We start from the raw sequence: 550 nt of genomic DNA, 5'->3' as shown, positions 1-550 counted from the left end.
CAGGCTTCGTTCTCGATGCTTTGGAACAAGCAGTGCATGATCGCCGCCCCGGAAAGGGCATGGGACTGGTTCACCATAGCGACCGCGGCAGTCAGTATCTGTCCATCAAATACACCGAGCGCCTTGCCGAGGCCGGGATCGAGCCCTCGGTGGGCAGCGTCGGTGACAGCTATGACAACGCCTTGGCCGAGACGATCAACGGCCTGTTCAAGGCCGAGGTCATCCATCGCCGCAGCCCGTGGCGCAGCTTCGAGGCCGTCGAATACGCGACCTTGGAATGGGTGGACTGGTTCAACAACAGCCGCCTGCTCGAGCCCATCGGACACATCCCGCCCGCTGAAGCCGAGACCAACTTCTACGCTGCTCTAGAAACTGAAAGCATCGCCGCGTAACTAACGACAATCAGCCTCCGCAAACCCGGTGCGTGTGTGGATGCCCCCTGTTTGGCAAGCATGATCTTCGGTTCGTCGGCGGGGTCTTCGATCGGACGTGTGTCAGGCCTCGGGATGTGGCCTTGATGACGCCACGGGTGGGTCATGCTGTTCGGATG

The 550-nt window shown here is 60.9% G+C and carries 1 protein-coding gene; it reads left to right on the top strand.

What is annotated here, in order from left to right; all coding sequences use genetic code 11:
• Positions 1–392, top strand: a 392-nt coding sequence (locus tag Q1B08_RS21660) for an integrase core domain-containing protein (protein ID WP_299823506.1), incomplete at its 5' end; no start/stop codon positions are given.
• Between the last annotated feature and the right edge of the window lie 158 nt (positions 393–550).

The organism is uncultured Jannaschia sp. (assembly GCF_947494025.1).
Taxonomy (GTDB): domain Bacteria; phylum Pseudomonadota; class Alphaproteobacteria; order Rhodobacterales; family Rhodobacteraceae; genus Jannaschia.
Note: the sequence above shows the minus strand (reverse complement) of the source record. Positions and strands in the feature narration are given on the sequence as shown.